23 protein-coding genes are annotated in these 26,337 nt (G+C 72.8%); 13 read left to right on the top strand and 10 right to left on the bottom strand.

The window, feature by feature from the left end; genetic code table 11:
- Nucleotides 1–244: 244 nt before the first annotated feature.
- The 5 genes from AB0M18_RS26330 to AB0M18_RS26310 form a co-directional block, all read right to left on the bottom strand.
- Nucleotides 245–748 carry a DUF1269 domain-containing protein gene (locus AB0M18_RS26330; RefSeq protein WP_365762131.1) on the bottom strand — a complete coding sequence of 168 codons (504 nt, stop codon included), beginning with the start codon at nt 746–748 and terminating at the stop codon, nt 245–247.
- Nucleotides 749–773: 25 nt separating this feature from the next.
- The gene (locus AB0M18_RS26325) at nt 774–1,415 is read right to left on the bottom strand and encodes an FxLYD domain-containing protein (protein ID WP_365762129.1); all 642 of its coding nucleotides are present in this window, start codon (nt 1,413–1,415) and stop codon (nt 774–776) included.
- Between the two features lie 468 nt (nt 1,416–1,883).
- Nucleotides 1,884–2,216: a DUF1269 domain-containing protein gene (locus AB0M18_RS26320; protein WP_365762127.1), complete on the bottom strand. Its 333-nt coding sequence runs from the start codon at nt 2,214–2,216 to the stop codon at nt 1,884–1,886.
- A 385-nt stretch (nt 2,217–2,601) separates the two neighbouring features.
- Nucleotides 2,602–3,546, bottom strand: coding sequence for a YhjD/YihY/BrkB family envelope integrity protein (locus tag AB0M18_RS26315; RefSeq protein WP_365762125.1), 945 nt, complete (start codon nt 3,544–3,546; stop codon nt 2,602–2,604).
- The gene (locus AB0M18_RS26310; protein ID WP_365762123.1) at nt 3,543–3,728 is read right to left on the bottom strand and encodes a hypothetical protein; all 186 of its coding nucleotides are present in this window, start codon (nt 3,726–3,728) and stop codon (nt 3,543–3,545) included. The genes AB0M18_RS26315 and AB0M18_RS26310 overlap by 4 nt, the downstream gene beginning before the upstream one ends.
- Before the next feature lie 595 nt (nt 3,729–4,323).
- Here AB0M18_RS26310 and AB0M18_RS26305 point away from each other — a divergent pair.
- Entirely contained in the window at nt 4,324–4,647 is a 324-nt protein-coding gene (locus tag AB0M18_RS26305) for a plasmid stabilization protein (protein WP_365762121.1), read from the top strand.
- 31 nt (nt 4,648–4,678) lie between these two features.
- Nucleotides 4,679–5,263, top strand: coding sequence for a DJ-1/PfpI/YhbO family deglycase/protease (locus tag AB0M18_RS26300; RefSeq protein ID WP_365762119.1), 585 nt, complete (start codon nt 4,679–4,681; stop codon nt 5,261–5,263).
- A gap of 21 nt (nt 5,264–5,284) precedes the next feature.
- Here AB0M18_RS26300 and AB0M18_RS26295 read toward each other — a convergent pair whose 3' ends face one another.
- Nucleotides 5,285–5,749, bottom strand: coding sequence for a universal stress protein (locus AB0M18_RS26295; RefSeq protein WP_365762117.1), 465 nt, complete (start codon nt 5,747–5,749; stop codon nt 5,285–5,287).
- A gap of 448 nt (nt 5,750–6,197) precedes the next feature.
- Between AB0M18_RS26295 and AB0M18_RS26290 the strand changes: the two genes are divergently transcribed.
- Nucleotides 6,198–7,154 (top strand): NmrA/HSCARG family protein, encoded by a 957-nt coding sequence (locus tag AB0M18_RS26290; protein ID WP_365762115.1) that lies wholly within the window; start codon nt 6,198–6,200, stop codon nt 7,152–7,154.
- A gap of 30 nt (nt 7,155–7,184) precedes the next feature.
- Here AB0M18_RS26290 and AB0M18_RS26285 read toward each other — a convergent pair whose 3' ends face one another.
- Entirely contained in the window at nt 7,185–7,940 is a 756-nt protein-coding gene (locus tag AB0M18_RS26285; protein ID WP_365762113.1) for an NAD(P)H-dependent oxidoreductase, read from the bottom strand.
- 145 nt (nt 7,941–8,085) lie between these two features.
- On the opposite strand from AB0M18_RS26285, the gene AB0M18_RS26280 reads away from it, so the two are divergent.
- Both AB0M18_RS26280 and AB0M18_RS26275 read left to right on the top strand, forming a co-directional pair.
- Nucleotides 8,086–8,967, top strand: coding sequence for a helix-turn-helix transcriptional regulator (locus tag AB0M18_RS26280; protein ID WP_365762111.1), 882 nt, complete (start codon nt 8,086–8,088; stop codon nt 8,965–8,967).
- Nucleotides 8,968–9,057: 90 nt separating this feature from the next.
- The gene (locus AB0M18_RS26275; RefSeq protein ID WP_365762109.1) at nt 9,058–11,076 is read left to right on the top strand and encodes a TerD family protein; all 2,019 of its coding nucleotides are present in this window, start codon (nt 9,058–9,060) and stop codon (nt 11,074–11,076) included.
- Between the two features lie 80 nt (nt 11,077–11,156).
- On the opposite strand, the gene AB0M18_RS26270 is transcribed toward AB0M18_RS26275, so the two are convergent.
- Entirely contained in the window at nt 11,157–12,482 is a 1,326-nt protein-coding gene (locus tag AB0M18_RS26270) for an NAD(P)/FAD-dependent oxidoreductase (protein WP_365762107.1), read from the bottom strand.
- A 79-nt stretch (nt 12,483–12,561) separates the two neighbouring features.
- Entirely contained in the window at nt 12,562–13,503 is a 942-nt protein-coding gene (locus AB0M18_RS26265; protein WP_365762105.1) for a LysR family transcriptional regulator, read from the bottom strand.
- A 119-nt stretch (nt 13,504–13,622) separates the two neighbouring features.
- Between AB0M18_RS26265 and AB0M18_RS26260 the strand changes: the two genes are divergently transcribed.
- From AB0M18_RS26260 to AB0M18_RS26240, 5 genes are all read left to right on the top strand, one after another.
- Entirely contained in the window at nt 13,623–14,996 is a 1,374-nt protein-coding gene (locus AB0M18_RS26260; protein WP_365762103.1) for a D-arabinono-1,4-lactone oxidase, read from the top strand.
- A gap of 7 nt (nt 14,997–15,003) precedes the next feature.
- Complete coding sequence (locus AB0M18_RS26255; protein WP_365762101.1) at nt 15,004–16,209, top strand: amino acid deaminase/aldolase; 1,206 nt, start codon at nt 15,004–15,006, stop codon at nt 16,207–16,209.
- A gap of 64 nt (nt 16,210–16,273) precedes the next feature.
- Nucleotides 16,274–16,957, top strand: a complete 684-nt coding sequence (locus AB0M18_RS26250) for a TetR/AcrR family transcriptional regulator (protein ID WP_365762099.1) — start codon at nt 16,274–16,276, stop codon at nt 16,955–16,957.
- Between the two features lie 86 nt (nt 16,958–17,043).
- Nucleotides 17,044–18,525, top strand: coding sequence for a family 1 glycosylhydrolase (locus tag AB0M18_RS26245; protein ID WP_365762097.1), 1,482 nt, complete (start codon nt 17,044–17,046; stop codon nt 18,523–18,525).
- A gap of 19 nt (nt 18,526–18,544) precedes the next feature.
- Nucleotides 18,545–19,819, top strand: a complete 1,275-nt coding sequence (locus AB0M18_RS26240; RefSeq protein WP_365762095.1) for an MFS transporter — start codon at nt 18,545–18,547, stop codon at nt 19,817–19,819.
- A gap of 76 nt (nt 19,820–19,895) precedes the next feature.
- Here AB0M18_RS26240 and AB0M18_RS26235 read toward each other — a convergent pair whose 3' ends face one another.
- Nucleotides 19,896–21,341: an LCP family protein gene (locus AB0M18_RS26235; protein WP_365762093.1), complete on the bottom strand. Its 1,446-nt coding sequence runs from the start codon at nt 21,339–21,341 to the stop codon at nt 19,896–19,898.
- Nucleotides 21,342–21,505: 164 nt separating this feature from the next.
- Here AB0M18_RS26235 and AB0M18_RS26230 point away from each other — a divergent pair, with 164 nt between their 5' ends.
- The 3 genes from AB0M18_RS26230 to scpA all read left to right on the top strand — a co-directional run bounded on the left by AB0M18_RS26230 (nt 21,506) and on the right by scpA (nt 26,334).
- Nucleotides 21,506–22,081: a TerD family protein gene (locus AB0M18_RS26230; protein ID WP_365762091.1), complete on the top strand. Its 576-nt coding sequence runs from the start codon at nt 21,506–21,508 to the stop codon at nt 22,079–22,081.
- 216 nt (nt 22,082–22,297) lie between these two features.
- Complete coding sequence (locus AB0M18_RS26225; RefSeq protein ID WP_365762089.1) at nt 22,298–24,124, top strand: methylmalonyl-CoA mutase family protein; 1,827 nt, start codon at nt 22,298–22,300, stop codon at nt 24,122–24,124.
- Nucleotides 24,124–26,334 carry a methylmalonyl-CoA mutase gene (gene scpA, locus AB0M18_RS26220; protein WP_365762087.1) on the top strand — a complete coding sequence of 737 codons (2,211 nt, stop codon included), beginning with the start codon at nt 24,124–24,126 and terminating at the stop codon, nt 26,332–26,334. Before AB0M18_RS26225 ends, scpA begins: the two co-directional genes overlap by 1 nt.
- The last annotated feature ends 3 nt before the right edge of the window (nt 26,335–26,337 follow it).

The following is a 26,337-nucleotide window of genomic DNA, read 5'->3' as shown; positions in this document are numbered from 1 at the left end:
CACGGTACAACATGAGCTTCGCCGCGTGGAACCCGACGGACGGCGGCGGGACGAGGACGGGCCGGTGGACACGGGCTGGCCGTCACTCCCCTGCCCCGCGGCAGGGGCCCGGCCGTCTGGCCGAGACACCCGCGGGCCGCCGGGAGGGGTACCGGGGGGGCGAAGGGTGCATCGAACTTGAACTCGCGGTTCGGAGCCTTCAACTCGTCGGGCTCACGAGCAGCCGAACTGTCACGCTTCCGGATCACCCGGCCGTTTCGGGACCGGCGAGCTGCTCCGCGAGCTCCCGCTCACTCTCCTCCGGGAGAGAGGTCTTGAGGACGGTTCCGCCAAAGGGGCCCATCGCTGTGGCGAACCTGTCCTCGGTGACCTTGGATGCCATGATCACGACGGCCGACGAGCCGGGCCGGAGGAGTTCCTGGACCTTCTCACGGAACTTGCTGTCGACGCCCATCTGGTTGAGTTTGCCGATCAGTCCCCCGACGGCGGCACCCACCACGCCGATCCCCGGGGTGAGGATCAACATGCCGAAGACCATGCCCCACAAAGCGCCGGCCGTGGCCGAGAGGGCGACCTTCCCCTCGCTCTTGGCGGGCGTGTCCACGTGGGTCTTGCCGTCTTCGTCCACCGAGACGACGGCGAGTCCGTTGAGTTCGACGACGTGGTCGTCCCGGAGCCGCTGCACCGCTGCGAACGCCTTGTCGGCGACGGCGCGGTCCTCGTATCCGATGACGATGAGTTCGGACATTCGGGTTCTCCTTGAGGGGTGGCGGTCAGTACCGCTGTGCCTTGGCGAGTTGCGCCGTGAGTACGGGCTCGGCCGGTTGCCGGCTGATGACCTGGCGTTGCCGGCGCTCCCCGGGGGCGAGGTCTTCCTCACCGACGAACTGGGTCTCGACGACCTTCCCGGCAGAGTCCGAGAAGTCGACCTGGACGGCGTAGGAGGCCGTGGCATCGGTCTTGTTGGTGATGGTCACGACGGCGGTCAGCAGACCGCCCGTCTGGGCACGGGGCTTGCCGGTCAGCGCGACCTCGGCCAGGGCGTTCCCCCGGCCGTCCACGTTTTTCAAGACGGCCTCGGCCGCTTGGCGCGATCGCTCGATCTCGGCCCCGATCGACGCCTTGCGCGAGGCTTCCCGCGCGGACGCCGAGGCGGCGGCGGACGAGGCGGACGCGCGGGCGGACTCGACGGCCTCGGCGGCGGACGAGGCCAGCGAGGACGGCGGGACGCCCGAGAAGGAGCCGGTGTCCGGTGCCGTGGGGCGCTCGCTGAAGGTTGGGCCGCCCGTGTCGTCGCCGTCGGACCCACACGCCACGAGTGTCGTGAGGGAGAGCGCGGTGATGACGGCTGCGGCGGCCGCGGTCGCCGCTCGTGCGCGGACCGACCGGTGTGTGCGTGCCGGTGTGGGGTTCACGGTGTCCTTCCTGTGGTGCGGCCGTAGCCGTGGCCGTGTTCAGTGCCGCAGCACTCCGGCGATCCGCTCCTGGCCGGTCAGCGTGTCGTCGGGTACGAACCGGACCTCGGCGCCGGTCTCCAGGGGCCTGTTCGATGATCTCGTCCACGATGTCGTCACGCGAGTCGAGATCAGAGGAATCCGCGGGTTCCAGGTGGTCGCCGTGGTCGCGCACAACGGCGCGGTAGCGCTCCTCGACCGCCAGGAGCCGTCCCGGCCGTCCTTCGCGCCCCGCCACACCTCGTCGGGACCGCCCCTGGCGCACCGCTTCGGCCGGTCCTTGTGCGAGCCCGCCACCCTGGACGGTCAGCACGCCCTCGTCCAAAGGGCCGGTCTCCTCCACGAGCGACAGGGCCGGGTAGGGGCGGGGCTGCCGCAGTTTCGCGAGGATCTTCGACGCCGTGATCACGACCGCCGCAGATCCCGGCTTCAGCAGGTCCCGCACCTGTCCGCGGAACTGGTCGTCGACCCGGACTTGCCGAGCTTGCCGATCAACCCGCCGCCAGCCGCTCCCGTCAAGAGCCCGACCCCGGGCAGCAGGAACGGGATTCCGAAGATCGTGCCCCACAGGGCTCCGGAGGCGGCGGAGGCCCCGACGATGCGGATCGCCGTGTCGACATGGGTCGTGCCGTCGGCGTCCACGGACACGACCGCCAGAGCGTTCAGATGCACGACGTAGTCGCGTTGCAGGTCTTGCACCGTGGCGAACGCCTGTTCCGTCACGCCCGGGTCGTCGTAGCCGATGATGACGAGTTCGGACATCACTACCTCCGACGGGCGGGGACGCGCCCATGCCCACGACTCGACATCTTCGCTCGGCGGGCGACTCGATCGCGGGCCCACTGTCAGGTGGATCGTCCGCGTCTTCCTGGCGGGCGTCGGTGGCCGGTCCACGCAGTCGGTCCGCTGCCCACGGAGCGAGTGCGCGCAGCCTGGAGACCGCCTCCGCGGGCCGGCCCATGGTGAGGTCGGGAAGGGCGCCCACGGGCCAGGGCGGCGTGAGGCCGCTCCCGTGCTCCGGAGCATGGCTCGGCGCGCTCCCGGCATGGGCCGGGCCGGGTGGCCTGCTCGGGACCGCGTGGACGTCCTGGCCGGTCCTGCTCGCGTACGCGCCAGTCCTGCCGGTGACCCGAACCAGGTCGGGGTCTCAGGAAGAACCGGGCGTTCCATCGTCCTGACGTCTGTCCGGCCGCGTGCGCCTGCTGTTCCAGCGCAGCCGGACCTGGTCGAGAACGATGTCCCACTCCTGGCGGACCTCGTTGTCAGGGGGCCGCTCGCCGCGGCGGATGCGGTCGAGTTCGACTCCGACTTCCCGGCCGAGAGCGCCGCACGCGACGATGACCAGCATGACGACGAAGAGTGCGGAGATCATCGCGAAGACGGCCCCGACCGGCCCGTACCGGGTCGCGGAGGAACTGAAGTAGCGGGGCAGGTACGCGGTCGCGCCCACGGCGAAGCCGGCTTCCGCGGCAGCGGCGGCCGCCGCGAACGGCAGCAGGTCCCGCCAGGTGAGTCGCCGAGCGCTCAGGAGCCGACCGGTGGCGATCAGGAACACGGCTGTGAGCGGGGCGGTGAGAAGGGAGGCCCCGACTTCCAGGGGAGCGCGTCCGGCGGCGGCGCGGATCCAGCCGGCGGCGGCCATGTACCCGGCCAACACGCCGATCCACAGCAGGCCGTTGAGCGTGTTGCGCACACTGAGTGGCTTGAGCTCCCATGTCTGCTCGAAGAACCGCTGAACCACTCGGGTGAAGCTCAGCAGGGAGACGATGAGGAGCAGCGATCCGACGATTCCCGCACTGGTGTCCTCGGGCGCGGAGAAGACGGCCGTGACCGCGTCCGCGCCGCCGCCGGTGAGGGAGTAGCGTTTGATGATCCGCTCCGCCGTGTCAGTGTGCCGGAAGAGGGACAGGACCGAGCTGGAGACGATGGCGAGCGAGACCAACGCGGTCAGAGCGCTGGACGCCAGGGACATCGCACGGTCGAATCCCACGGCCCTCTGGAAGCGGCTGACGACGCGCAGGACGAAGGCGGGACGCAACCAGAGGGTCAGCGTCCTGACCGCGCGCTCGCGGCGGGTCTGCGCGGTGGTCACCTCGTCGCCCCGGTGTCTCCGCTCGGCTGCGCGGCGCTGCTGACCACGAGCGAGGCGACGCCGAAGGCGACCACGATCTCGCCGAGTGCGACAGCGTCGCCAGGTCGGGCGCCCGCGACCTCCACCCGCGTCAGCTGGGTCCTTGAGGGGATGTGATCGAACGTCGTCTCGCTCTGCGTCACGGCTCACGCCTCCGACAGAATTCACGGCCGTATACGGCGGACCCGGCGGCCCTCCCTAGTAAGCCGTCAATCGCATCCGGGCGTCCTCCGCGCCACGCGGCCCTGGGCCGAAGGGGTCAACCCGGTTGAGGCTCCGAGCCTGCGCGTACTGTCGGAGACGTATTCGGGAAGAGGCGGCGCCACAAACCAGGATTCGATGTCCGCCTCGGCGAAGTCCCGGGAGATCGCCTGCGGGTCTACCCGGCAGCGCACTGAAGCCGACGCACAGACCGTCGGAGATGGCCCGTCAGCGATTCTCGTGTGATGCCGGCGGCGAGTCAGGCGCATATGTCCCGTTGCGCCACCTCCCTGAGAACCGTCGCCACTGTGCCGAGGCCACCGGCACGGGGCTTCCCGCTCCTCGGCCGGCTCGTCCTGGTGCGCCAGGCTTGTGGCCGAGGCGAGAATCGTGGTGGGCGAGTCTGCGGGTCGACCAGTGGGTGACGGGCTTGCCGAGCTTGGTGGCCGCCGTCCGGTCAGCACGCGATCGGCCCGCATGAACCTTCGCGGCACGGGCAGCGGCCGGACGGGGGCTTGTGGCGAAAGGAGCGGGATCATGCCCCGTGGATCGAGTGCCAAGCGTGAACGGCAGTACGAGCACATCAAGCAGAGCGCCCTGAAGCGGGGCGAGAGCGAGAAGCGCGCGAAGGAGATCGCCTCGCGCACCGTGAACAAGGAACGGGCCAGGGCCGGCGAGTCCGAGACGGCGAGCAGGAGCTCCACGCAGGACATGTCGTCCTCCCGGCGCGGCGGGCAGCGCTCGCACAGCGGGGCGAAGGGGCCGACCTACGACCAGCTGTACGCGGAGGCGCAGCGTCGCGACATCCACGGCCGTTCGCACATGAACAAGGCCGAACTCAAGCGCTCCCTGGGGCACTGAGGCCTCCGGGGCGCCGAAGGAGCGCTGCACCATGACCCTCGACGGAATGAACGTCCTCGTCCTCACCACCAATTACGGAGTCGAGCAGGACGAACTCACGCGGCCCGCGGCGGCCCTGCGCGAAGCGGGGGCGGCCGTCACGGTCGCCGCCCAGCGGGCCGCGCCGATCCTGACCCTGGTCTCGGACCGGCGGCCCGGCACCGTCGTGGGCGCGGACACCGCCATGGCCGAGGTCGTGGCGCAGGAGTACGACGCGGTCGTCGTCCCCGGCGGCACGCTCAACGCCGACCGGCTGCGCACCGATCAGAACGCCCAGCGCCTGGTCAGCGCGTTCGCGAAGGCCGGCAAGCCGGTGGCCGCGGTGTGTCACGGCCCGTGGCTGCTGGTGGACAGCGAGGTCGCCCGGGGCCGCGAGCTGACCTCGTATCCCTCGCTGCGCACCGACATCGAGAACGGCGGCGGCACCTGGCGCGACAAACAGGTCGTGATCGACACCAGCGGCGGCTTCCCGCTGATCACCTCCCGCCGTCCCGGCGACCTGGACGCGTTCTCCGCGGCCATCATCCGCACGCTCCGGAGCCGCCTCCCCGCGGCACCGGAGCGCGCGCAGTCGTGAGCGCAGTCGTGAACGGCGACCTCAGGCCGCTCCCGCCTCCAGGTCGGTCGTACCGGTGCGGACGATCACGACCGGGCACGAGGCGTGCACGGCGCACTGCTGGCTGACGGAGCCGAGCAGCAGACTGGAGAAGCCGCCGCGGCCCCGGCTGCCGACCACCAGGAGTTCCGCGCCCTTGGACGCCTCGATCAGCACCTGGGCCGGGTTTCCGCGGACCACGTGCTCGTTCAGGGGGATGCCGGACGTCTGGGAGAGTTCGTCGCGCAGTTCGTCGGTCAGGGCGCGTCCGGCCGCCTCCGCGTCGAAGGCGGCGTCGACGGCCGGTGCGGACCAGCCGACGGCTCCGGGCAGGTCGTAGGCGGCGACGGCCTCCACCGTCCCGCCGATCAGGCGGGCGTGCCGCACCGCCCAGCGCAGGGCCTCGTGCGAGGCCGGGGAACCGTCCACGCCGACGACGACGCGTCGCTCCTGCTCATGGGTGTTCATGGTCGCAGTCCCTTCGGTCAGGTCACGGGTTCCGGCGCCGGGACGGGGCCGGGCAGCGGACCCGGGTGCGGGCTCGGTTCGGGGCGGGGGCCGCCCGGCTGCGGGTCCGGGCCGGGCCGCGGCGGGGCCGGCGGCACCGGATCCGGACCGCCGGGCGCGGGCACCGGTCCGGGGACCGGACCCGGCTGTGGACCGGGCCCGGGGCCCGGCGCGGGAGTGGGGCTCGGCGGAACCGGGTCGTTCGGCGGTCCGGTCCCGGCGGGCCCGGTCGTGGCGGGCCCCGTCACGCTGGTTCTACTCATGATCAAACCGCCCACCGGGGTGTACGCAAAAGGGCTTCCTCATTGTCGCCTGCCCACCGAGCTCCCGCTCATCCCCGGGAATCCGCCGCGCCCCGGCGCATACCTGGCTTCGGCCCGGGAACGCGCCGAAGGAGGCGCATGACGTCATGACCGAGAAGAAGATCATCACAGTATTCGGTGCCACCGGCCGGCAGGGCGGCGGCCTGGCTCGGGCCGCCCTCGCGGAACACGGCGACGCCGAGTTCGCCGTACGCGCGGTCACCCGGCACCCCGATTCGGAGCCGGCCCAGGAGCTGAAGCGGCTGGGCGCCGAGATCGTGCAGGCCGACATGGACGACGAGGCCAGTCTCCCGGCCGCCTTCGAGCACGCGTACGGCGCGTTCTGCATGACGAGCTTCTGGGAGCACATGTCCGCCGAACGTGAGGGCGTCCAGGCCCAGGCGGTGGCCCGGGCCGCGGCGCACGCGGGGGTCCAGCACGCGATCTGGTCCACCCTGGAGGACACCCGGGAGTGCATCCCGCTCGACGACCCCCGCATGCCCACCCTCCAGGACCGTTACAAGGTGCCGCACTTCGACGGCAAGGCCGAGGCCGACCACCACTTCACCGACTCGGGCGTGCCGACCACCTTCCTCCGCACCACCTTCTTCTGGGAGAACCTGCTCGGCTCCTTCGCCCCTCAGCACGGCGCCGACGGCGCGCTGTGGCTGACGTATCCGATGGGCGACAGCCGGCTCTCGGGGATCGCGTCGGAGGACGTCGGCAAGACCGCCCTGTCGCTCTTCCGCCTCGGTGGCTCCGTCGTCGCCGCCACCATCAGCATCGCCGGCGAGCACCTCAAGGTCGCCGACATGGCGGCGGCGCTCACCGACGCGGTCGACCGGCCGGTGCGCTACCGCCCGCTCACCCCGGACGAGTGGCGGGCCCAGGGATTCCCCGGGGCGGACGAGTCGGGGAACATGTTCCAGTACTACGCGGAGTGCGAGCAGCGCTTCACCGACGCCCGGGACCTCGACGCCGTACGCGGCCTCGATCCCGCCCTCCAGGACTTCTCCACCTGGCTCGCCGCGCACCACGAGGCGCTGCGCAACGCCTGGGTTTGAGCCCGGATCCGGCACCGGGTCTCGCGAGGGTCAGACCGGGTCCGCCAGATGGAGGCCGAAGCCCGAGGCGCCCTCCGCGCCGCGCCCCGGCTTCAGCTGCAGGGTGTCGTCGTAGTCACCGCCCCGCTCCGGGCGGTACGGGAGGGGCTCGGCGGTCGCTATGCCCGCGAGGCGGGTCCGGTAGCGCTCGGCCAGTTCGGCGAAGCGCTCCTCGGTCAGGTCGACGGCCCGGTTGGCCACGAAGGGCGGCAGCACCTGGAAGCCCGTGAACCACAGGACGCCGTGGTTCACGGGGAACAGCAGGTCCTCCATGGGGCCGTTCACCCCTCGCGCGGTGTAGTTGCTCTCCCTGCCTCCGGCGGTGGTGACGACCATGGCCCGCTTGCCGGCGAACGGCCCCTCGCCGTAGCGCGGCACCTCGGCGCCGTACGCGAAGCCGTAGGTGAAGACCCGGTCGATCCAGCCCTTGAGGATCGCGGGCATGGTGAACCACCACAGCGGATAGTGCAGGATCACCAGGTCGGCCTTCTGGAGCTTCCGCTGCTCGGCGCGGATGTCCTCGCCGAGCCGGGCGGACGCGTACGCCTCGCCGGAGGCGCGCATGAAGTCCGGGCCCGTGACGGCGTCGAAGTCGTCGTAGTCGGCGGCGGACTTCCACTTCATGGCGTACAGGTCGCTGACCGCGACTTCGTGGCCCTGGGCGAGCAGTGTCTCCACGGCCACGTCCTTGAGGGAGGTGGTGAGCGAGTGGGGGTCGGGGTGTGCGTGAACGATGAGTGCCTTCATGCCGTCGATCGTCCGCCCGGTCGACGGACCCGACCAGAGACCCGCTTGTCCGCCGGTCCCGCGTTCCTACGGATCCTGATTCCTAGGACTGACAGGGCCACCCTCGGCGCCCCCGCCGCGGCCGTTCGCCGCACATACTGGGGGAATGGACGATCTCGGCGATCTCGGCGCATTCCTTCAGTCCCGCCGGGCACAGGTGACGCCCGCGTCGGTCGGTGTCGCGGTGGGCGCCCGCCGGCGGGTGTCCGGACTGCGGCGCGAGGAGCTGGCGCAGCTGGCCGGGATGAGCGTCGACTACTACACGAGGCTGGAGCAGGGACGGGCCACACAGCCCTCGGAGCACGTGCTGGACGCGCTCTCGCGCGCGCTGCGCCTCGACCAGGCCGCGCGCGCCCATCTGCACCGGCTGGCCCGGCTGGGCAGCCGCAGGCCGCCGCTCACCCACTACCCCGCAGAGGTGCGGCCCCAGTTGAGGCAGGTGCTCGACGCGATGCCCGGCTTCCCGGCCCTGATCATCAACCACCGCGTGGACATGCTGGCGTACAACCGGCCGGCCGGCACGCTCTACTGCGATCTGGACTCCATGCCCGCAGCCGAGCGCAATCTCGCACGGATGATCTTCCTGGACGCCGAGCGCTGCGGAACCTACTTCGACGGGGAATCGTGCCGGGAGGACACCGTGGCCCATCTCCGGCAAGCGGCGGGCGAGTTCCCCGACGACGCCGAACTGGCCGCGCTGATCGGCGAGTTGTCCATGGGCAGCCGCCGCTTCAGCGAACTGTGGGGAGCCGCCCGTGTCCGGGTGCGCAGCCACGGCCCCAAGCGCTTCCGACACCCCCTGATCGGCGTGATCACGTTGCACCAGGAGCGCTTCGTCCTGCCGGACGGATCGGGCCAGGAGCTGATCACCCTGACACCCGAGCCCGGCAGCGCGGACGAGGACAGCCTCCGGCTGCTCGCCAACCTCGACGCGACGCCCGCGAGCGGTCCCACGGCCGCGACCACGACCGGCCGGCCCGGCGCGTAGCTTCGCCGAGTCGCCGCACACACCACTCATCCACGGACAAATCGGCGTTCGGGTTGAATCGGCCGTCACGTCCGGATCATCCTTGCCGTCATGCCTCCCGCACTTGCCACACTCGATGTGTCGCACCTCCCCGGCTACGCCCACGACTGGGCCCTCGTCGACGTCGAGACCTCCGGGCTCGTCGCCCGCCGCGACCGGATCCTGTCGATCGCGGTGCTGACCTTCGGGCCTGACGGGACGCAGACCGGGGAGTTCAGCACCCTGGTGGATCCCGGCTGCGACCCCGGCCCCGTGCACGTCCACGGGCTCACCCCGGAACGGCTGCGGGGCGCGCCCGGCTTCGGCCAGGTCGCGGAGCAGGTCGGCGCGCTGCTGCGGGGGCGGGTCATGGTGGCCCACAACGCGCAGTTCGACTACGACTTCCTCGCCCACGAGTTCGCCCGCGCCCGACGCCACCTCCCCGTCACGAACCGCCTGTGCACCCTGGCGCTCAACCGGCGCGTGGAGCCGCCCACCGGCGACCTCGGCCTGGCCTCGCTCGCCGCGCACTACGGCGTTCCGCAGACGCGGGCCCACGACGCGCTCGACGACACCCGTGTCCTCGCGGGCGTCTTCCGCGCCTCCCTCGCCGAGGCCGTTCGGCTCGATCTCCCGCTGCCGCTCGTACCGTGTCCTCCCCGGCAGGATCCGCGGTTCGAGCCCAAGCCCCCGAAGACCCCCTGCGCCTACCGGAATCCCGGCCGGCTCGCACCGGACGGTCCGCTCGTCCAGGGCATGAAGGTCGCCGTCACCGGCGAAACCGGCCTCTCCCGGGCCGAGTTGACGGCCCGGGCCGTCGCCGCCGGACTCAACGTGATGTCGTCGGTCAGCCGGCACACGAGCGTCCTCGTCACCAACGACGGCTCGTCCGGCTCGGCGAAGGCCCGGCGCGCGCTCGCCGAAGGCGTCCCGGTCCTCGACGAGGACTCCTTCCTCGCCCTCCTGAAGGACGTCCACCCCGGCACGCCGCACGAAGAGCGGGCCCAGGAACCCCGGACCGAGGAGCCGCCCCGGGAGCCGGAACCGCCCCTGGTGGTGGACACCCCGGCCCCCGCGCCCACCGCCGCGCCCGCACCCGCGCGCCCCGCCGTACCGGCGCCCCGCACCGCGCCACGACCCCAGACGACGCCGACACCGGCACCCGCACCCGCACCCGCACCCGCACCGGCACAGACACCCGCACAGACACCGGCTCAGGCACCGAGGCCGACACCCGCGTTCCGGCCGTTCGGCCGGCGGCGGGTCCTGGTCCTCGGCGGGACGCACGAGGAGGCGGCCGCCGCCCGGAGCCGGGTCGTGGACCTGGGCGGGGCCGCCGCGATCTACCTCTCCGCGAGCGTCACCGACGTGGTCGTCCTGGCCGGCGGCGAGCGGGACCGCCGGATGGGCCGCGTCGGCTCGATGGGGCTGCCGGTCCACGCCCCCGCCTGGCTCGCCTCGCCCACCTTCCACGAGCCGGTCTTCGAGGGGCCCGCCCCCGAGACGGCCACCGCGACCGCTTCCCCCGAGGCCGAGGTGCTCCCCCGTGGCGGAGTCGTCGACCTGCCCGCCCTCCGCTCCGCCGCCCGCTGGCACGTCACCGCCTCCTGGGCGCGGCAGGAAGGCTGCGAGATCGATGTCGTCGCCTTCGTCCTCGACGAGGACGAACAGGTCGCCGGAGACGGGGACTTCGTCTTCTACGGTGCGCCCGAGAGCCCTGACGGAGCCACCCGGCTGCTCTGCGACGGCCCGACCGAGCAGACCGTCTCCCTCGATCTCGCGGCCCTGCCGTCCGGCGTCCGCCGGGTCGCCGTCGCCGCGGCCATCGACGGGGCCGCCGCCTTCGGTGACGTCGGAGCCGTCCAGATCACGCTCGCCCCGGGCGCGGACGCCCCCGCCGCGGCGCAGGCCACCCTCGACGCCGCCACGAGCGAGCGGACCCTCCTCCTCGCCGAGGTCTACCGCCGCGGCCCGCGCTGGCGTTTCCGCGCCGTCGGCCAGGGCTACGACCACGACCTGGAGGCCCTGGCCCGCGCGTACGGCGTCGACATCGAGGCAGAGGCCGATGTCGAGGCAAAGGCCGAGGCCTAGCCCCAGCCCCAGGCCGTGCCCCAGGCCCAGCCCCAGGCCCAGCCCCAGACCCAGGCCGTGCCTTCCGGATCACGCCGGGTTCACGCCCGCGGACGGTCCGGCGGCCCGGGGCGCGTCCCGCGGTGCCTGAGGTTGATGAGCGCCGCCTTGGCCAGGGCCAGGGGGCTGAGGAAGCGCAGCGGGCCGATCAGGCGGGCGGCGAAGAGGTACATGTGGCGGGCCATCGCCTCGTCGCGGGCCGCCGCCGCGAACATCAGGCGCTCACCGGGGTTGAACGGGCGGGCCTTGGCGAAGTCGACGGCGAGCTGCTGATGAGGGCGCAGGCTGCGACGGTGGCGGCGGGCGTACCGGGCGAGAGCCTGGTCGAGGTCGCCACGGCCGGCGGCGGCCGGGGCGACGGCCTCCGCGAGCCAGTGGGCGGTCTGCAGGGCCCAGCCGCAGCCGACGCCCCACAAGGGGTCGCCGGTGAGGGCGGCGTCGCCGATCAACGCGAGCCCCGGGGCCGTCGGTCGGCGACTGACCAGCGGGTAGTCGACCGTACCGATGATCTTCGAGACGCGCTCGGCTGAGTCGATGGGCGGCGCTTCGGGAAGACCGCGCACGAAGTCGAGGAAACTGCCCTCCAGGTCCTCGCGGAAGGCCGGCAGCCGCTTCTTGTCGGGGAGGACGGCCAGGACCGTGACACCGTCGTCGTTCGGGAACGCGTACGCCATGTCCGGTTCCAGGAACCAGGTCTGGCCGGTGCCGCCGCGCAGCGGGAGGTCGCGGAAGTGCGCGAGATAGCCGAACCGGGTGTTCTCGTGCTTCCGGGTGGGCACCTCGGCGAACTTCGCCACGGACGAGTCCTTGCCGTCCGCCCCGACCACCAGCCGGGCCCGGATCACCCGCTCGCCGTCCGGCGTCGACACCCGCACCCCCGCGACACGTCCGCCGTCCCGTACGAGCCCGGTCACCTGGTGGCCGAGCAGCAGGTCCACGCCGGGCGTCTCGGCCGCGCGGGCCCGGATCAGCGGATCGAGGGTGCTGCGCCGTACGTTGTAGCCGTGCGGAAGCTCGGGCCCGCCGGCCGCGGCCCGCGGCTCGATCCACCCCCAACGCGTGTACCAGCGCGCGTCGTTCCGTAGCGCGCCCGCCTTCTCAAGGGCGGGGAGGAGGCCGATCTCGTCGAGGACGGGATGCGCGTTCGCCGTGATGGAGTGGGTGCACAGCACCTTGTACGCCTCGGGGTCCGAGCGCCGCTCAAGCAGCGCCACGCGCACACCGCGCCGGGCGAGCAGGATCGCCGCCGTGCTGCCGGCGAGGCTCGCCCCGCTGATGACGACGTCGTAGTCGCCCCCGCCCTTGTTGTCGCCCTCGTGCTCGTGCTCGTGCTCGTGCTCGTGTCCCGCGCTCTCGGGCCTGGTCATGCCCTGATCGCCCCCTTCGGGTTACCGCCGCTCGTCGGAATGATGCAGAGCCAAGAGCTGTCAGGAGCATGACCGAATGTCAAGGGGTCGGAAGGGCCGGGAGCGGAGTCTCGATCGTCGCGACGAGCGCCGGCTCCCGGTCGCGGACCCGGCGCGCCGCCGTCACGAAGCGCTCCACGCCCGGGGTGCGGTGGCCGCGGCGCCAGGCGACGGCCAGGGCGGAGCCGGGGACTCCGGTGAGCGGGACGTAGCGCACACCGGGGTGCGGGGTGTAGCGGGCGGCGCCGGTGACGGTGATCGCGCAGGCGAGGCCCGCGGCGATCACCTGCAGCTCCTCGGTGTGGGAGGTGGTGGTCCGGACGGTCTTGGGCGGGCGGCCCCCGCGGCGGTCGTCCAGGGTCCAGTAGCGCCGCCAGACGGAGTCGGCGGTACGGCCGACGGCGAGGGGTTCGTCGACGATGTCCGCGGCGGTGAGGGCGGCGCGGTCGGCGAGCGGGTGGCGGGCCGGCAGGGCGACGACGAGGGGTTCGACGAAGAGCGGGATCGCGTCGAGGTCGGGCACCGACAGCGGCAGCCGGACGAAGGCGACGTCGGAGGAGCCGTCGGCGAGTCCGGCCGACGGGTCGTCGAAGCCCGTCTCACGCAGTTCCAGCTGGACGTCCGGGCAGAGCGCCGAGAACTCGGCCAGGATCGGCGCGGTCAGCTCCAGGGCGCCGCCCATCACGAACCCGAGGCGGACCGTGCCCGACACGCCACGGCTCGCGCTCAGGGCCGCGGCGACGCCGGCGTCCAGGGCGGCGAGGGCCTCCCGTACCGAGGCCAGAAAGACCTCGCCGGCCGGGGTCAGCGCCATGCTGCGAGTGGTGCGCTCCACGAGGCGCACGCCGATCGCGTCCTCGAGATCCCGGAGCTGCTTGCTCAGGGCCTGCTGCGTGACGAAGAGGCGGGCGGCGGCCCGGCTGATGTTCAGCTCCTCGGCCACCACCACGAAGTTCCGCAGTTTCTGCGTGGCGACATCCACAACCGCTGATTGTAGATGCGGGCGCAACTCTTTGTTTCCCCGGGTAACGGCGCGCCCCTACGTTGGCTGCCCATACGAGCCGCACGCACGCGACGCACCCCCGACGACGGGAGTCGATCATGCAAGCACCCCCTGCGCCCCGGCAGAACGGGCCGACCCGGCAGAACGGAGCGACCTGGCAGAACTGGTCGGGTGACGTCCGCAGCCGGCCCGCCCGCACCGTCACGCCGTCGACACCGGACGAGGTCGCGGAGGCCGTCGGAGCCGCCAGGCGGGACGGGCTGCGCGTCAAGGCGGTCGGCTCGGGCCACTCGTTCACCTCGATCGCCGCGACCGACGGCGTGCTGCTGCGGATGGACCGGCTCGACGGAATCCACTCGGTGGACCGGGCGAGCGGCCTTGTCACGGTCGGCGGCGGGATGCCGCTGCACCGGCTCAACCCGCTGCTCGCCGAGCACGGCCTCGCCCTGGAGAACATGGGCGACATCGACCGCCAGACGATCACCGGCGCGGTGTCCACCGGCACCCATGGCACCGGCGTCCGCTTCGGCAGCCTCTCCACCCAGCTGCGCGCCCTCGACCTCGTCCTCGCCGACGGCACGGCGGTGCACTGTTCCGCCGACGAGAACCCCGAGCTCTTCTCGGCCGCCCGGGTCGGCCTCGGCGCGCTCGGCGTCATCACCGCCGTCACCCTGCAGTGCGTGCCGAGCTTCGCGCTGCGCTGCGTCGAGCAGCCGATGCCGCTCGACCGCGTGCTCGACGGGCTCGACGAACTCGTCGACGGGAGCGACCACTTCGAGTTCTTCTGGTTCCCGCACACCCGCACCGCGCTCACCAAGCGGCTGACCCGGCTGCCGGCCGACGCCACGCTCGCCCCGGTGAGCCCGCTGCGGCGCTGGTTCGACGACGACTTCGTCACCAACACCGCGTACGAGGGTCTGCTGCGCCTCGGCGCCCGCTTCCCCGCCGCCGTCCCCGCGATCACCCGGTTCGCGACGGCCGCCGTCTCCGCGCGCGACTTCACCGACGTCTCGCACCGCGTGTTCGCCTCGCGGCGCGACGTCCGCTTCCGGGAGGGCGAGTACGCCGTCCCCCGCGAGCACGCCGCCGAGGTGATCCGGGAGATCGGACGCTGGACCGACACCCACGACGAGAAGGTGTCCTTCCCGCTGGAGGTCCGCTTCTCGGCCGCGGACGACATCCCGCTCTCCCCCGGCCACGGGCGCGCCGGCGCGTACATCGCCTTCCACCAGTACCACCGGATGCCGTACGAGACGTACTTCGACGCGGTCCAGTCGATCTTCGACACCGCCGACGGCCGCCCGCACTGGGGCAAGCTGCACCGCCTGGACGCGGAACGGCTGCGGCGGCGCTACCCCCGCTTCGACGAGTTCACCGCACTGCGCGACCGCCTCGACCCCGAGGGGGTCTTCCGCAACGCCTACCTGGACCGCGTCCTGGGTATTCCGGGCGACTCGGACCGGATCGGCTGACCCGCCCGTGTACGCACCCGGGTACGCCCCCGACTTCGCCGCCCTCGCACGGGCCACCCACGACCTCCAACCGCCCTTCGCCGTCCTGGACGTGCGGGCGATGCGGCACAACGCCGCCACCATGCGGCGGCGCGCCGGCGGCAAGCCGATCCGCCTCGCCAGCAAGTCCGTACGGAGCCGCGACGTCATCCGCTCGGTGCTGGCGATGCCCGGATTCCAGGGGATCCTGGCCTTCACACTGCCCGAGGCCCTGTGGCTGGCCGAGGAGTTCGACGACGTCCTGGTCGGCTACCCGACCGCCGACGACGCCGCCCTGCGCCGCCTCGCGGCGGACCCGCGGCTCGCCGCCAGGGTGACGCTGATGGCCGACTCCCCCGCCCATCTGGAGCTCATCGCCGCAGCCCGGACCACGGGTGGAGCGCATCCGCTACGGATCTGCCTCGATCTCGACGCCTCCCTCAAGTCCCTCGGGGGCAGGCTCCACTTCGGCACCCACCGCTCCCCGCTGCACCACCCCGAGCAGGCCCGGAGCCTCGCGCGGGCCGTGGTCGAGCGCCGCGGACTCCAACTCGTCGGCGTCATGGCGTACGAGGCGCAGATCGCCGGCGTCGGCGACGACGCCCCGGGCCCGATGCTCCGCCGGGCCGCCGTCCGGACGCTGCAGGGCCTGTCCCGGCGCGAGCTCAGGGAGCGGCGGGCGGCGGCCGTCGCCGCCGTACGGTCGGTCGCGCCGCTGGAGTTCGTCAACGGCGGCGGCACCGGCAGCCTGGAGTCCACGGCCGCCGAAGCCGCCGTCACCGAACTCGGCGCGGGCTCCGGCCTGTACGGCCCCACCCTCTTCGACACCTACCGCGCCTTCCGGCCCCGCCCCGCGGCCTTCTTCGTACAGTCCGTCGTCCGCCGCCCCTCGGCCGCCCGGGCGACGGTCCTCGGCGGCGGCTGGACCGCCTCGGGCGCCCACGGGCCCGACCGCCTCCCCACCCCCGTCTGGCCACCGGGCCTGCGGCTCACCCGCCTCGAAGGCGCCGGCGAGGTCCAGACGCCCCTCACCGGCCCCGGCGCCGCGCCGCTCGCCCTCGGCGACCGCGTGTGGTTCCGCCACACCAAGGCCGGCGAACTGTGCGAGCGCGTCAACGAGCTCCACCTGGTGGACGGCGACCGCGTCACCGCCGTCGTACCCACCTACCGGGGAGAGGGGCAGGCGCTGCTGTAGGCGCCGCTCATGGGTTACGTTCCCCCCTCGTCGGACGGATCGAGCGGAACACCGGGAGCGTGGCGTGACGGAAGAGTCGGCATCGGGGCCGGAGGCCGGGGCGAAGGCCGGGCCCGGACCGCGGAAGGAGCCGCGCCGGCCACGGCAGCCACGGCAGGCGCGGAGCCGGGCCCGGGTCGAGGCGATTCTCGGGGCGGCCGACCGGATCCTGGCACAGGAGGGGTACGAGGCCCTGACGATGCGGCGGATCGCCGAGGAGGCGGGGGCGCCGGTCGGCAGCATCTACCAGTTCTACGCGGACAAGGGCGCCGTGGTGGACGCGCTCGGCCGGCGCTATCTGGAGGGGTTCAGGACCGCGATCGACGCCCTCGTCGAGCGGGCGGTCGCCGGTGAGCTGACCGATCTGGTCGGCACGATGGTCGACGTGTACGCCGAGCTGTTCCGGTCGCAGCCGGGCGGCATGGCGCTCTGGGCCGGGCGGCACCTCAGCCCCGAGCTGGCGCGGGCCGACGAGGCGAGCAACGCGCTCATCGCCGAGGGGCTGCGGCGCATCGTGGAGCACCTGACCGGGGGCCCGGGCGGCGAGGTGCTGGAGCGGGCGACGCGGATGGTGGTGTGGGCGGCGAACGCCGTGCTGCACGAGGTCCACAAGGGCGGCGGCGCGGCGGACCCCGGGACCGTGGACGAGCTCAAGCGGATGCTGAACGCCTACTGGGAGGACCTGCGGAGCCGCCTGTCCGAACCATAGAACGTGAACGAGTGTTCATGTTATGTTGCGGCCGCCGTGAGGACCCTCGCACCGGCGAGGCGTCGACGTCGGCACGACCGAGGCAGGTGCCCGTGACCACGAGCTCCATCACCCCTTTCCCGATCCCGGCCGGATTCGTCTGGGGCGCGTCGACCGCCGCGTACCAGATCGAGGGCGCGGCCGACGAGGACGGCAAGGGCCCGTCGATCTGGGACACCTTCGTACGGCGTCCCGGCGCCGTTCGTGACGGGCACACCGGGGACGTCGCCTGCGACCACTACCACCGCCTCGACGAGGACGTCGCGCTGATGCGCGGGCTCGGCCTCGACGCGTACCGCTTCTCGCTCTCCTGGCCGCGCGTCCTGCCGACCGGGGCGGGCAAGGTCGAGCCGCGCGGCCTCGACTTCTACGACCGGCTGGTCGACGCCCTGCTCGACGCGGGCATCGAGCCGACGCCGACGCTGTTCCACTGGGACCTGCCGCAGGCCCTGGAGGACGAGGGCGGCTGGCTGAACCGCGAGACGGCGTACCGGTTCGGGGAGTACGCGGCCGTGGTCGCCGAGCGGCTCGGCGACCGGGTCCGACGGTGGATCACCCTGAACGAGCCCTTCGTGCACATGTCCTTCGGCTACGGCTTCGGCGTCCACGCCCCCGGCCGCGCGCTGATGCTCGACGCCCTGCCCGTCGCGCACCACCAACTCCTCGGCCACGGCCTTGCGTCGGCGGCGCTGCGGGCCACCGTGGCGGACGCTCAGGTGCTCGTCGCCAACAACTGCACGCCCGTACGGCTGCGCTCCGACGCGCGGCGCGCGGAGGACGCGGCAGCGGCCTCGGCGTACGACACCCTGCACAACCGGCTCTTCAACGACCCACTGATCCTGGGTAGTTACCCCGACCTGACCGCCTACGGCAGGGCTGACCCCGACTGGGGCGGCGTGGTGCGCGAGGGCGATCTCGACACGATCTCCGCGCCGCTGGACGGGCTCGGCGTCAACTACTACAACCCGACCTGGGTCACGGCCCCGGCCGATCCCGCGGCCGGGCTGCCCTTCGACCTCGCCGAGCCCGAGGGGTCGGACGGGTCCGAGGGGTCCGAGGGGTCCGAGGGGTCCGAGGGGTCCGAGGGGTTCGAAGCGGCGTACGAGCGCACCGCGTTCGGCTGGCCGGTCGTGCCCGACGGGCTCACGGAGCTGCTCACCGGCCTCGCGTCCCGCTACGGCAGCGCCCTTCCGCCCGTGTGGATCACCGAGAACGGCTGCTCGCAGCCGGCCGGGCTGCGGGACCAGGCACGCGTCGACTACCTCGCCGGGCACATCGGCGCGATCGCCCGCGCCATCGCCCACGGCGTGGACGTGCGCGGCTACTTCACCTGGTCGCTGCTCGACAACTTCGAGTGGGCCGAGGGCTATCACCAGCGCTTCGGCCTGGTCGAGGTCGACTTCGCCACCGGGGCGCGCACGCCCCGGGCGAGCTTCGAGTGGTACCGCGCACTGATCGCCTCCCAGCGCGCCCAGCACTCCCAGCACTCCCAGCACTCCTCACGCTCCCAGCATGCCGAGCGGTCCTGAGCGACGGAGCAGCCGGCCCATGACCCACTCGTCCGCGGCGGATTCCGGGGTGTCCCCCACCACGCACAGTGTCCTCGCCGAACCGACCACACCGGTCGGGTACGGCTGGACGGCGGGCCTCTCGCTCGCCACCCTCGCCGTCTTCATGGCGTTCATGACGCCCATCCAGATCCTGCTGCCCCTGCAACTGGAGCGGATCGACCCGCAGGGAAAGAACGACGCGCTCTCGCTCGTCACCGGGCTCGGCGCGCTCGTCGCCGTACTGGCCAATCCGCTCGCGGGGGCGTGGTCGGACCGGACGACCAGCCGGTTCGGGCGGCGGCGGCCGTGGATCGTCGGGGGCGCGCTCGCCGGGGCGGCCGGTCTCGTGTTCACCGCGGCCCAGCACACCGTGGCCGGGGTCGCGGTCGGCTGGTGCCTCGCGCAGGCGGGCCTGAACGCGATGCTGGCCGGGGTCACCACCCCCGTCGCCGACCGCGTGCCGCTCGCCCAGCGCGCGCAGGTCTCCGGCTGGACCGGCCTGATGCAGTCCTTCGGACTCGTCCTCGGCGCGCTGCTCACCACACTGGTGGTCACCGGCGTGGGCTCCGGCTACGCCACGCTCGCCGTGCTCACCGTCGTGCTCGCGCTGCCCTTCGTGCTGCGCCACGGCGAGCCGGCGCTGCCGCGGGAGCTGCGGCCGGCGTTCGACGCGCGGGCCTTCGCCCGCTCGTTCTGGGTGAGCCCGCGGCGGCATCCCGACTTCGGCTGGGCCTGGCTCACCCGGTTCCTGATCAACCTGGGGAACGCGCTCGGCACGCTCTATCTCTTCTACTTCCTCGCCGACGCCGTCCGTTACGCCGACCCCGGCACGGGCGTGCTGATCCTCACCGTCGTCTACACGCTCTGCGCGGCGGTCACGGCGATTCCGGCCGGGGTGCTGTCCGACCGCGTCGGGCGTCGCAAGTCCTTCGTCGTGCTGTGCTCGCTGGTCATGACCGCCGCGGCGCTGCTGCTCGCGCTGGTGCACACGTGGCCGGCGGCGCTCGCGGCGGCGGCCGTGCTCGGTGCGGGGTACGGGATCTATCTGGCCGTCGACCAGGCCCTGGTCACGCAGGTGCTGCCGGAGGCCGCGGACCGTGCGAAGGACCTCGGCGTCATCAACATCGCCAACTCCGGCCCCCAGGTCCTGGCCCCCGCCCTCGCCTCCCCCGTCATCGCCCATCTCGGCGGCTACACGGGTCTGTACGCCGCGGCCGCCGCCGTCACGCTGCTCGGCGGCCTGCTCGTCGGCCGCATCCGGAGCGTGTCCTGAGCCGGGTCACGGACCTGAGCCGGGTCACGGGGAGGGACGGGGAGTGCGGCGCCCCGGAGCGCGTCAGCCGAGCGCGTCAGCCGTACGAGAGGTCCGCGCACGGGTCCTCGTCCGCCGCGCGGGTGTCGGCGGGCGGGACCGTCGGGGGTGCGCTGCTCGGGGAGGCGGTCGTCGTCGGGGTGTCGGCGTAGGAGCGGCCCAGGGTCACGGTGATGCCCGGGGTGGCGGTCGGGGTGAGTTCGGCCGAGCGGAAGTGGGTGGCGACGGCCGCGGCTCGGGCCTGCTCGCCGGGGCCGTAGGCGATCAGGGTGAGGGGGTGGGTCTGGTCGGCGGCGGTGGAGGTGTCCGTGACGGTGAAGCCGGCCTCGCGGAGCATCTCGGCGGCGCGGGCGGCGAGGCCCCTGGTGCGGGTGCCGTTGCGGACGGCGACGGAGATGCCCGCGCCGGACGCCGGGGAGGGGGTGGCCGTCGGGGTGGCCCCCGGACCGGGGCGGGCGTCGAGGGGACGGTCGGCGCGGAGGGCCGCCCAGAGCGCGTCCGCCTCGGGCTCGACGATCGCGACGCGCGCGCCCTCGTACCGCCAGGGCAGCGTCACGAAGGTGGTGTCGTGCAGGTCGACGTCCTTCAGGGACATCGCGAAGTCGATCAGCTTGTCGGCGGAGCCGAGCCCGGGGTCGACGGTCAGGGACTCGGTGGCGGCGTTCGCCAGCGGCAGCAGCTTCGCCGGGGTCAGTCCGTCGCTCTTGATCTTCTTGAACAGACTGCCCACGAAGGCCTGTTGGCGCTTGATCCGGCCTATGTCGGAGCCGTCGCCGATGCCGTGCCGCAGCCGCACGTAGTCGAGGGCCTGCTGCCCCGCGACGGTCTGTTCGCCCTTGGGGAAGAGGAGGTCGCCGCGCGTGGCGCGCTTGGGGTTGAGGTCCTTCTGGTACACGTCGTCGGGCAGGCACACCCGCACCCCGTCGACGACCTCCGTCAGCGCGGCGAAGCCCTTGAAGTCGACGACCATGGTGTGGTCGACGCGCAGTCCGGTGAGCTTCTCGACCGTGTTCTGGGTGCAGGCGGGGTTGCCCTTGGCCGTCTCGCCCGTGCTGAACGCCGAGTTGAACATGACCCGGGTACGCGGCCGGGTCCACGTCCCGTCGGGCAGGCGGCACGGCGGGATGTCGACGAGGGTGTCCCGCGGGAAGGACACGGCGACGGCGTGCCGGCGGTCGCGGTAGACGTGCAGCAGGAAGGCGGTGTCGGAACGCCCGATGTCGTGCGCGTCGCCGCCGCCGAGTTCGCTGTTTCCGTCGGTGCGCGCGTCGGAGCCGATGACGAGGACGTTCTGCCCGGCGTCGGAGCCGGCGGGGCGGTTGTCGGAGAGTCCGTCGGCGCCGAAGGTCTCGATGTCGCCGCCGAGTTCGAGGTAGATCCAGCCGACTCCGGACACGGCGAGCACGAGCAGCGCCAGCGCCGTGGTGAGCAGTCGCCCGCCGCGGCGCCGTCGCGGAGCATGGTGCAGTTGCCTGGCAGTCATCGGTTCGCCCTCGTTCGTCCGGCCCTGCAGAGGGAGACGAGTGGTGGGGCCACGGGGTTGCATGCTCCCGGCACGCTCCCGGCACGCTCCTGGGGGCAACCACGAGCGCTGTTCGCACGTCTCCCTGGGCGAACAGGTGTGAGCTCGACCGTGGAGGAAGAACAGTGGGCGTTTCCCTGGCCAAGGGCGGCAACGTGTCCCTCAGCAAGGAGGCCCCCGGCCTGAGCGCCGTTCTGGTCGGCCTGGGCTGGGACGTGCGGACGACCACCGGCGCCGCCTACGACCTGGACGCGTCCGCCCTGCTCTGCGACGCCTCCGGCAAGGTCGTGTCCGACGCGCACTTCGTCTTCTACAACAACCTCACCAGCCCGGACGGCTCCGTCGAGCACACCGGTGACAACCTGACCGGTGAGGGCGACGGCGACGACGAGTCCGTCAAGGTCGACCTGGCCGCCGTGCCGGACCGGATCGACAAGATCGTCTTCCCGGTGTCGATCCACGACGCCGAGAACCGCGGGCAGAGCTTCGGCCAGGTCCGCAACGCCTTCATCCGGGTCGTGAACCAGGCCGACGGCCGGGAGATCGCCCGTTACGACCTCTCCGAGGACGCCTCCACCGAGACCGCGATGGTCTTCGGCGAGCTCTACCGCCACGGCGGCGAGTGGAAGTTCCGCGCCGTCGGACAGGGCTACGCCTCCGGGCTGCGCGGCATCGCCCTGGACTTCGGCGTCAACGTCTGACGTACGCCGTCGTCGCCGGGCCGCGGTCTCCGGTCTCCGGTCTCCGGCGCGAGGTCGAGCGGCCCGCGGCCGGAGTCGGCCCCGCCCCGGTAACCGGAACAGCCCCGGGTAACCGGAACAGCACGGACCTCTGCCCTGATCAAGGGAAATCCGGGGAGGTCAAGGTCACAGCTGATCGCGCTGCTGCTCGTATGCGTGACAACCTAGGCTCCGAACATGACTGTGCTGCCTGACGACGGCCTCTCCCTGGCCGCCGAGTTCCCCGCAGCGACCCATGCGCAGTGGCAGCGCCTCGTGGCGGGCGTACTGAGCAGGTCGGGCAAGGACGTTCCCGAGACCGAGGCCGAGGACGCGCTCTCCACCCAGCTGGAGGACGGCGTACGGGCCCGGCCGCTGTACACCGCCGCCGACGGCGTGCCCGATCCCGGGCTGCCCGGCTTCGCCCCGTTCGTGCGCTCCGGCCGCGCCGAGGGCAACACGGCGGGCGGCTGGGACGTGCGCCAGCGCCACCGCACGGCGGACCCCGAGGCGGTCCTGACCGACCTGGAGAACGGCGTCACCTCGCTGTGGCTGTCCGTCGGCTCCGGCGACTCCGGCGGCATCCCGGTGGACGCGCTCGGCCGGGTCCTGGAGGGCGTCTATCTCGACCTCGCGCCCGTCGTCCTGGACGCCGGCGCCGACACCACCGCCGCCGCGGAGGAGCTCTTCGCGCTGTACGGGCGCCGGGGCGTCGCCGCCGACGCGGTACGCGGCAACCTGGGCGCCGACCCGCTCGGCACCGAGGCCCGGACCGGCGCCGGGTACGACCCCGAGGGTTTCCCGGCCTCCGTCGCGCTGGCCCGCCGCTGCGCGGACACGTACCCGGGTCTGCGGGCGCTGACCGTGGACGCCCTGCCGTACCACGAGGCCGGCGGCTCCGCCGCGCAGGAGCTCGGCGCCTCGCTCGCCACCGGCGTCGCCTACCTCCGCGCCCTGACGGACGGCGGCCTCGGTCTCGAACAGGCCCTGGGCCAGCTGGAGTTCCGCTACGCGGCCACCGCCGACCAGTTCCTGACGATCGCCAAGCTGCGTGCCGCACGCCGCCTGTGGGCGCGGGTCGCCGAGGCGTCCGGCGCGCCGGCGGCCGGGGCGCAGCTCCAGCACGCGGTCACCTCGCCGGTGATGATGACGGCCCGCGACCCGTGGGTGAACATGCTGCGCACCACGGTCGCCACGCTGGCGGCCGGGGTGGGCGGCGCCGAGTCGGTCACCGTGCACCCCTTCGACCACGCGCTCGGTCTGCCGGACGCGTTCGCGCGCCGGATCGCCCGCAACACCTCCACGATCCTCATCGAGGAGTCGCATCTGTCCCGGGTCATCGACCCGGCCGGCGGCTCCTGGTACGTGGAGACGCTGACCGACGAACTCGCCCGCGCCGCCTGGGAGTTCTTCCAGGAGATCGAGCGGGAGGGCGGTCAGGCCGCCGCGCTGCGCTCCGGGTGGATCGAGCAGCGGCTGAGCGCGACCTGGGCCGAGCGGTCCAAGGCGCTCGCCAAGCGCCGTGAACCGGTCACCGGTGTCAGCGAGTTCCCGCACCTGGCGGAGAAGCCGGTGGTGCGCGAGCCCGCGCCCGCCGAGCCCTCCGGGGGTCTGCCGCGGGTCCGCCGCGACGAGGCGTTCGAGGCGCTGCGCGCCCGTTCCGACGCGCATCTCGCCGCGACCGGTGCCCGGCCGCGGGTCTATCTGGCCGCGCTCGGCCCGGCCGCCGCGCACACCGCGCGCCTCACCTTCGCCGCCAACCTCTTCCAGGCCGGCGGCATCGAGCCCGTCACCGAGGGCTCGTTCGAGGACAGCGGCGCGACCGAGGTGTGTCTGTGCTCCAGCGACGCGGTGTACGCGGAGCGGGCCGCCGAGGAGGCCGCCGCGTTCCGCGCCGCCGGTGCCGGGCACGTCGTGCTCGCCGGGCGCCCGGCCGCGTACCCGGACGCCGACTCGTACGTCTTCGCGGGGTGCGACGCCGTCGCCGTGCTCTCCGCCACCCTCGACCGCATGGGAGTGTCCTGATGGGAATCCCCGACTTCACCGGGATCGACCTCGGATCCCCCACCCCGGCCGGCAGCGCCGACGACTGGCGTGACGCGGTCAAGCGCGCCTCGGGCGGCGACGACCTGCTGTGGGAGACGCCGGAGGGCATCGGGGTCAAGCCGCTGTACACCGGCCGCGACCTGGAGGACGTCGACTTCCTGGGCACCTACCCGGGCGTGACGCCGTACCTGCGCGGCCCGTACCCGACGATGTACGTCAACCAGCCGTGGACGATCCGGCAGTACGCGGGCTTCTCGACCGCCGAGGAGTCCAACGCCTTCTACCGGCGCAACCTGGCGGCCGGCCAGAAGGGCCTGTCGGTCGCCTTCGACCTGCCGACCCACCGCGGTTACGACAGCGACCACCCGCGCGTCACCGGCGACGTCGGCATGGCGGGCGTGGCGATCGACTCGATCTACGACATGCGGCAGCTCTTCGACGGCATCCCGCTGGACAGGATGTCGGTGTCGATGACGATGAACGGCGCGGTGCTGCCCGTGCTCGCGCTGTACATCGTCGCCGCCGAGGAGCAGGGCGTGCCGGCCGAGAAGCTGGCGGGGACCATCCAGAACGACATCCTCAAGGAGTTCATGGTCCGCAACACCTACATCTACCCGCCGAAGCCGTCGATGCGGATCATCTCCGACATCTTCGCCTTCACCTCGAAGAACATGCCCCGGTACAACTCCATCTCGATCTCGGGGTACCACATCCAGGAGGCCGGTGCGACGGCCGACCTGGAGCTGGCGTACACCCTCGCGGACGGTGTGGAGTACCTGCGGGCGGGCCGCGAGGCGGGCCTGGACGTGGACGCGTTCGCGCCGCGCCTGTCTTTCTTCTGGGCGATCGGCATGAACTTCTTCATGGAGGTCGCCAAGCTGCGCGCGGCCCGTCTGCTGTGGGCCAGGCTGGTCAAGCAGTTCGACCCGAAGAACGCCAAGTCGCTGTCCCTGCGCACCCATTCGCAGACCTCGGGCTGGTCGCTCACCGCCCAGGACGTCTTCAACAACGTCACGCGGACCTGCGTGGAGGCGATGGCGGCGACCCAGGGCCACACCCAGTCGCTGCACACCAACGCGCTCGACGAGGCGCTCGCCCTGCCCACCGACTTCTCGGCGCGCATCGCCCGCAACACCCAGCTGCTCATCCAGCAGGAGTCGGGCACCACCCGGGTCATCGACCCGTGGGGCGGCAGCGCGTACGTGGAGCGCCTCACCTACGACCTGGCGCGCAAGGCCTGGCAGCACATCCAGGAGGTCGAGGCGGCCGGCGGCATGGCGCAGGCCATCGACGCGGGCATCCCGAAGCTGCGCGTCGAGGAGGCCGCGGCCCGTACCCAGGCCCGGATCGACTCCGGCCGGCAGCCGGTCGTCGGCGTCAACAAGTACCGGGTGGACGGCGACGAGCAGATCGAGGTCCTCAAGGTCGACAACTCCTCGGTCCGCGCCCAGCAGATCGAGAAGCTGCGCCGGCTGCGCGCCGAGCGCGACGAGCGGGCCTGCCAGGACGCGCTCGACGACCTCACCCGGGCCGCCGGCGGCGAGGGCAACCTGCTCGAACTGGCGGTGCGCGCGGCCCGCGCCAAGGCGACCGTCGGCGAGATCTCGGACGCCCTGGAGAAGGTGTACGGACGGCACGCGGGCCAGATCCGTACGATCTCGGGCGTGTACCGCAACGAAGCTGGCGAGTCCCCGTCCGTGGACGGCACGCGCGCGCTCGTCGACTCCTTCGAGGAGAACGAGGGCCGGCGTCCCCGCATCCTGGTGGCCAAGATGGGCCAGGACGGGCACGACCGCGGCCAGAAGGTGATCGCGACCGCCTTCGCCGACCTGGGCTTCGACGTCGACGTCGGCCCGCTGTTCCAGACGCCGGCCGAGGTGGCCCGGCAGGCCGTCGAGGCGGACGTCCACATCGTGGGCGTCTCGTCCCTCGCGGCCGGTCACCTCACGCTCGTCCCCGCGCTGCGGGACGAGCTGGCGGCGGAGGGCCGCGAGGACATCATGATCGTGGTCGGCGGGGTCATCCCGCCCCAGGACGTGCCCACGCTCATGGAGATGGGCGCCGCCGCGGTGTTCCCGCCCGGCACGGTGATCCCGGACGCCGCCGCGGACCTGGTGCGCCGGCTCGCGGCCGACCTGGGACACGACGCCGGCCCGGGACACGACGCCGGCCCGGGAGACGACGCCTGATCC

Source organism: Streptomyces sp. NPDC051909, assembly GCF_040681095.1.
GTDB lineage: Bacteria > Actinomycetota > Actinomycetes > Streptomycetales > Streptomycetaceae > Streptomyces.
The sequence above is the reverse complement of the archived record's forward strand: the minus strand, read 5'-3'. Positions and strand labels throughout refer to the sequence as shown.

Coding starts and splice junctions, on each gene's coding strand:
- AB0M18_RS26260 (WP_365762103.1), top strand. CDS start 13,623: ATGCAAGCACCCCCTGCGCCCCGGCAGAACGGGCCGACCCGGCAGAAC.
- AB0M18_RS26270 (WP_365762107.1), bottom strand. CDS start 12,482: ATGACCAGGCCCGAGAGCGCGGGACACGAGCACGAGCACGAGCACGAG.
- AB0M18_RS26275 (WP_365762109.1), top strand. CDS start 9,058: ATGCCTCCCGCACTTGCCACACTCGATGTGTCGCACCTCCCCGGCTAC.
- AB0M18_RS26235 (WP_365762093.1), bottom strand. CDS start 21,341: ATGACTGCCAGGCAACTGCACCATGCTCCGCGACGGCGCCGCGGCGGG.
- AB0M18_RS26295 (WP_365762117.1), bottom strand. CDS start 5,749: ATGAACACCCATGAGCAGGAGCGACGCGTCGTCGTCGGCGTGGACGGT.
- AB0M18_RS26290 (WP_365762115.1), top strand. CDS start 6,198: ATGACCGAGAAGAAGATCATCACAGTATTCGGTGCCACCGGCCGGCAG.
- AB0M18_RS26280 (WP_365762111.1), top strand. CDS start 8,086: ATGGACGATCTCGGCGATCTCGGCGCATTCCTTCAGTCCCGCCGGGCA.
- AB0M18_RS26300 (WP_365762119.1), top strand. CDS start 4,679: ATGACCCTCGACGGAATGAACGTCCTCGTCCTCACCACCAATTACGGA.
- AB0M18_RS26225 (WP_365762089.1), top strand. CDS start 22,298: ATGACTGTGCTGCCTGACGACGGCCTCTCCCTGGCCGCCGAGTTCCCC.
- AB0M18_RS26330 (WP_365762131.1), bottom strand. CDS start 748: ATGTCCGAACTCATCGTCATCGGATACGAGGACCGCGCCGTCGCCGAC.
- scpA (WP_365762087.1), top strand. CDS start 24,124: ATGGGAATCCCCGACTTCACCGGGATCGACCTCGGATCCCCCACCCCG.
- AB0M18_RS26305 (WP_365762121.1), top strand. CDS start 4,324: ATGCCCCGTGGATCGAGTGCCAAGCGTGAACGGCAGTACGAGCACATC.
- AB0M18_RS26285 (WP_365762113.1), bottom strand. CDS start 7,940: ATGAAGGCACTCATCGTTCACGCACACCCCGACCCCCACTCGCTCACC.
- AB0M18_RS26320 (WP_365762127.1), bottom strand. CDS start 2,216: ATGTCCGAACTCGTCATCATCGGCTACGACGACCCGGGCGTGACGGAA.
- AB0M18_RS26240 (WP_365762095.1), top strand. CDS start 18,545: ATGACCCACTCGTCCGCGGCGGATTCCGGGGTGTCCCCCACCACGCAC.